This window comes from Caulobacter sp., from assembly GCF_049283275.1.
Taxonomy (GTDB): Bacteria; Pseudomonadota; Alphaproteobacteria; order Caulobacterales; family Caulobacteraceae; genus Caulobacter.
Map to the genome: position 1 here is coordinate 1 of NZ_JBAPVS010000276.1, position 5,401 is coordinate 5,401.

At 70.4% G+C, this 5,401-nt stretch carries 6 protein-coding genes; all 6 read right to left on the minus strand.

Annotation, left to right across the window (positions count from 1 at the left end):
* Positions 1–487: 487 nt before the first annotated feature.
* The gene (locus WAL33_RS15600) at positions 488–928 is read right to left on the minus strand and encodes a hypothetical protein (RefSeq protein ID WP_422182439.1); all 441 of its coding nucleotides are present in this window, start codon (positions 926–928) and stop codon (positions 488–490) included.
* A gap of 52 nt (positions 929–980) precedes the next feature.
* Positions 981–1,460, minus strand: a complete 480-nt coding sequence (locus WAL33_RS15605; RefSeq protein WP_422182440.1) for a sterol desaturase family protein — start codon at positions 1,458–1,460, stop codon at positions 981–983.
* Between the two features lie 5 nt (positions 1,461–1,465).
* Positions 1,466–2,683 carry an ABC transporter permease gene (locus WAL33_RS15610; protein ID WP_422182441.1) on the minus strand — a complete coding sequence of 406 codons (1,218 nt, stop codon included), beginning with the start codon at positions 2,681–2,683 and terminating at the stop codon, positions 1,466–1,468.
* A complete protein-coding gene (locus tag WAL33_RS15615; RefSeq protein WP_422182442.1) occupies positions 2,680–3,651 on the minus strand; it encodes an ABC transporter ATP-binding protein in 972 nt (323 codons plus the stop codon). The genes WAL33_RS15610 and WAL33_RS15615 overlap by 4 nt, the downstream gene beginning before the upstream one ends.
* Positions 3,648–4,559: a polyprenyl synthetase family protein gene (locus WAL33_RS15620; protein ID WP_422182443.1), complete on the minus strand. Its 912-nt coding sequence runs from the start codon at positions 4,557–4,559 to the stop codon at positions 3,648–3,650. Before WAL33_RS15620 ends, WAL33_RS15615 begins: the two co-directional genes overlap by 4 nt.
* A gap of 101 nt (positions 4,560–4,660) precedes the next feature.
* Entirely contained in the window at positions 4,661–5,173 is a 513-nt protein-coding gene (locus WAL33_RS15625; RefSeq protein ID WP_422182444.1) for a hypothetical protein, read from the minus strand.
* Positions 5,174–5,401: the final 228 nt, after the last annotated feature.

A 5,401-nucleotide genomic window follows, 5' to 3' on the forward strand; every position in this document is an offset into this window, starting at 1 on the left:
GGGGCGATCGAGCGGGAAGCTCTGTCGGCGGTGTTGTCCGCGTGCGTAGGGACAGCGTCAAACCTCACGTCTCTGGAGCCGGTCGGGCCTGGAACACAAAAACGACGTGGCGTGAGGGCTGACTTGGCGACAGGCGGGCGGTGACAGGCTCGCGGTCCGGGACTGGGGGCGTTGCCCTGGCCCGCCCGTCGGAGGCTTCAAGGCGGCGAGGCCCTAACAAGGCTCAGCGTCGCGGGCTTCCGGATAACGACCGCGCGGAGCGGCAGGCTTCGTCGAAACGGTATTCTTATTCAAACTCCGGACGTCGTCCGGCGCTCCGCGACCCTTTTCATCCGCTCAGCGGTTTCCGCGTGAGATCGATAAGCCGTGCCTGCCAAAGACCCCCTCAGTCGCTTCGCGACAGCTCCCCCAAAGGGGGAGCATCTGGTCACGCAGATCCTCCCCCTTTGGGGGAGGTGGCCCGCAGGGCCGGAGGGGGACCGCCGCCCTACCGCAGAACCCCGCGCCGCGTCATCGCCCACGCATACCCGATGAAGAACACCAGCAGCCCCGCGATCACCGCGCTCGCAACCGCCATCTGCTGGCCCATGATCTTGCCCCCGTCCGTCAGGACGTAGGTGTAGGCCAGGCTGAGCAGGAAGGCCGCCAGCGACACGGCCAGGACCGGCCAGGCCAGCTTGTTGCGCAACAGGATCAGGATCGAACCCGCGAAAGCCCCGAACACCCCGACGGCCCAATCCAGGGTCATCCAGGCCGGCATCTGATGATAGTGGTCGATCTGGGCCGGCGTCATGCCCGCGCTGGTCATGTAGGCCGCGCCCTGCGTCATGCTCATCACGAAATCGAAGACGCCGATGGCGTTGAACAATACGGCGACGACGCCGACCAGCCACAGATGCCAAGGCGTCTTGATCGTCGTCTCGGTCATGGTCCCCTCCCCAATCCGAGCGGCCGCACCGCCGCTCTCTTCGTTGATCGTCCTAGGCGTCGACACCCCGCGCCCTGAGCTTGGCCTTCAGCTCCCGCACCGGCCGCGCCAGCAGGAAGCCGAACGACACCGCCCCGTCCTTGGTGTGCACCGCATGATGGATCCGATGGGCCTGGATCAGTTGCTTCCAATATCGCGACTTGCCCAACGGGACCTTGAACCGCTGGTGCACCATGCCGTCGTGAAACATGAAATAGATCGCGCCATAGGCCGTGATCCCCAGGCCGACAGGCAGCAGCCAGGGCACGCCGTGCACCCCGAAATAGATCGCCACGATGGCGGGCGCGGCGAACACCACCGCGAACAGGTCGTTCAGCTCGAACCGGCCGGCGCGCGGCTCGTGATGCGAGCGGTGCCAGACCCAGCCCCAGCCGTGCATCACATAGCGATGCATGACCCAGGCGAAGCCTTCCATGAAGGCCAGAGCCGCCAGGAACAGGGCCAGGTTGAGACCGAGGGTCGCCATCGTCATCCGAATCATCGCCGAAGCCGGCGCGCCAAGGTGTGCGCGACCACCAGTCCGAACAGCCCGACGGCGGTCAGCACGCACCAAGCCTTATACACCCCGCCGAGGCCGGCGTCGCGCCAGAGGATCGCCTGATAGGCCTCGATGGTCCAGGCATGGGGCGTGAACCAGCCCACCGTCTGCAGCCAGGGGGGCATCAGGAAGCGCGGCACCATGCTGCCCCCGATGGCCGCCAGGACCAGGATCACGAAGGTCGACAGCATCTGCGCCTGCTCGCGCGTGCGGCACAGCGAGACAAGTCCCAGCGCGACGCCCGCCGCGCAGGCCGACGCCGCCAGGGTGGTCGGCAGCCATAGCGCCAGGTGCGGGACCACCGCCACGCCGTAGACGACCTGGGCGGTGGCGAAGATCAGCACGGCCTGCGCCACGCCCTGGCCGACCAGGAACAGGAACTTGCCGCTGACCACCGGCCCCATGCCCGCCGTGCCGGCCAGCAGGCGGTCGGCCACGCCCGTGCTCTGCTCGTCCATCAGGCCCAGCGCGCCTTGCATCGCCGAGAACAGCGCGAACAGGATCATCACCGCCCCGGCGTAGTAGGCGATCACCCCGCCGCCGGTCTTGGCGTTCTTGATCGCCTCGCGCTCGAAGAAGCCGCCGTCGTCGTCGGTCGGGGTCTGGCGCATCAGCGCCGCGGCGCTGTCGGCGTTCTCGATCTGCTCGTCGGTGAAGCCGCCCAGGGCGGGCTCCAGCTGGGTGACCGTGCGGCGCAGGGTGACGTCCGGAAGAGCGTTGGCCAGCACCTGCTGCACCCGGGCCTGGGCCAGGGGCGCGGCCACCGCCCGGCTGGGATCGGCGATGATCAGGAACGGCTTGTCGGCCGAGGCCGGATCGGCCCGGATCACCAGGCCGGCGTCGGCCTGCCCGGCCTTGACCCGCCGCCGCACCGCTTCAGCCGTCGGCGCCAGCTCGGCGCGGACCTCGGGCGAGGCGACCAGGGCCGCCGCCAGCCGCCCGGAGTCCGCCGTGCGGGCCGTATCAGCCACGGCCAGCTTCAATTGGATGTCGTCGCCCGTCGTCCCGGCGAACACCGAGGAGAAAATCAGGAACACCAGCGGCGGCAGCAGGAAGGTCATCAGCAAGGCGCCGCGATCGCGCCAGAGGTCCAGCGCCATCACCCGCACCATGGCGGCGATCTTCCAGAGGGCTCCTCTTGCGAAAGCGAGCGTCACGCCGCCAGCTTTCGGTCGGCCACCAGGGTGAACAGATGGGCCAGGGACGGTTCGCGCACCCGGATCTCGCGCGGCGTCAGCCCCGCCTCGCGCAGCCGCCTGCCCAATCTTCCAGCCGCCGCGTAGCCGTCGGCTTCGAGCCGCGCCCACACCGTCGACCGGCTGGTGCGCTCCAAGCCCTCGGCGATCAGACGGGCCTCGTCGGCGGCGTCGATCTCGTGGCCCAGATGGACCTGGACTTCCATCCGCTCGCCAAACGCCTCGGCGATCAGCGCATGGGGCTCGCCCTCCAGCACCAGCCGGCCCTCGCTCAGGAAGCCGACCCGGTCTGCCAGGGCGTCGGCCTGGTCGAGGTCATGAGTGGTCATCAGCACGGCCACGCCCACGTCGCGCAGCCCCCGGATCACCGCGTCCACCGCCTCGCGGGCGTCCAGGTCCACCCCGACGGTCGGTTCGTCCAGGATCAGTAGGCTGGGCTGGTGGACGATGGCGGCGGCGATGTTGGCCCGGCGCTTGTAGCCGCCCGACAGGTGCTTGATCGGCACATGGGCGCGATCGAGCGTGCGGGTCAGCTCCAGGGCGCGGGTCACGGCCGCCGCCAGGCCGGCGCGCGGCACGTCGGCCAGGGCGGCGAAGGTCTGGATGTTCTCGGCCACCGTCAGGTTCGGATAGAGGGCGATCTCCTGGGGAACCAGGCCCAGGCCGGACCGTGCGCCCGCCACGCGAGTGGGGTCGAGCCCCTTGACCAGGACCACGCCCTGGTCGGGCCGGATGCGTCCGCAGATGGCGCGGATCAGGGTGGTCTTGCCCGCCCCGTTGGGGCCCAGAAGCGCATAGATCTCGCCGGGACGCAGCACCAGGTCGACGCCGCGCAAGGCGGGCTTGCCGCCATAGGCGTGGACCGCGCCGCTCACGGTCAGGACGGGGGCGGCGACGACGAGGTCCGGCGAAACGGGTTCGGCGGTCACGCCGCCGCCTTGCGCCGCGCGAACAGGTCGCCAACGTAGCGGCTCAGCAGGTCGCCGCAGCCGACCTGGGCCAGGGCTCCCGAGGCCTTGGCCAGATGCTCCTCCATGACCTGGCGGGCGCCGGCGGTTCCCAGGGTCGAGACCACCGTGGCCATGGCCGCGTCCTTGCCGACATCCTTGCCGGCCGTCTCGGGCGAGGCCTGGGCGTCGATCAGGTCGTCGCGGATCTGGAAGGCCAGGCCGACGTGGCGCGCGAAGACGCCCATCGCCTCGACCGCCTCTTCGGGCGCCCCGGCCACCAGCGCCCCGCCCTGGGCCGCGGCGATGATCAGCACCCCGGTCTTCTCGTGATTGAGACGGTCCAGGGCGGTCGGGTCCCGCAGCTGGTCGCGGTCGAACAGGTCGCGGGCCTGACCGGCGATCAGGCCCGAAAAGCCCACCGCCTGGGCCGCGCGGCCGGCCAACTCGGCGCGCAGCGGCGCAGGCAATCCCCGGTCGGCGGCGATCACCGCATAGGCCTGGTTCAGCAGGCCCACCCCGGCCAGGATCGCCGTGGCCTCGTCGAAGGCGCGGTGGATGGTCGGCAGGCCGCGCCGCAGGCCCGCATCGTCCATCGCCGGCAGATCGTCCAGGATCAGCGAGGCGGCATGAATCATCTCGAACGCGCAGCCCACGTCCAGCGCCGCCCCCTCGGGCGCGCCGAGCTCGGCGGCGGCCAGCAGGGTCAGCATCGGGCGAAAGCGCTTGCCGGGGGCCAGCAAGCTGTAGCGGACCGCCTCGACCAACCGGTCGGGCGCCGAACCCGCGGGCGGCGCCAGTTCGGCCAGCCGCCGGTCCACCCCGGCGCGCAGGGCCTCGACTCTCTGGAGAAAGGCGGCTTGGTCGTCCATCTCGTGGGTCGCGACCATATTGTCCACCCCGGCGCGGGCGCCCTCATTTGAAGGCGCCTCCGGCGGGCGTCAACCGAAAGGTCCTCGCCCAAAATGCGAGGAGGGCGGACGAGCGCCGATCAGCCGCGACAGAAGCTGAAGAAGCGCTTGATGTCCGCCCGCTCGGCCGCCGTGCGGGCGTCCTGGGCATAGACCTTGTCCTCGACCTGGCTGATCAGGCCGGTGTTCTCGAAGGCGGCCAGCACGGCGTCGGCCAGGGGGATCTCGCCGACCGCGTCCAGGCCGTCGGAAATCTCGGACGGGGTCAGCTTGGCGGCGTACCGGCCCTGGGCCTTGCCGGACCGGAAACTCGCCGTGCCGTTTCCTGGCCTGCCCTTGGACAGGGTCGTGTGAAAACCCACGGCGGGCGCCTTGCGGCGGCACGAGAAGATGATCCCGACCACGTCGCTGTCGGGCAGTCCATAGGCCAGCCGCTTGTCGTTCTCGGGCGTGCCGAAGTAGTTCCACTTCATGCCGTCCGGGGCCCGCGCGGTCTTCTGAGCGGTCATCGAGACCGGCGGCGCGGTCGTCGAGCACGCGCCCAGCACCAGCGCGCTCGCCGCCAGCGGCAGCCACAACCCTTGACGCTTCATCGCCCGTCCCCGTTCAGCCCGTCGCCGATCTAACCCGGTTCGCGCCGATTGGCGACCGGGCCCTGGCTCCGAATGCGCCCATGGACGGGCCGGGCCACGCAAGGCAGGGTGGAGCCCGCTGGCCGGGGCGGCGTTCAGGAGTGATGTTCGCGATGTCGTTGAAGCCTTTCCCCCTCGCCGCCCTCGGCCTGGTCGCCGCGCTGAGCGCCTGCGACCGCAAGCCCGCCC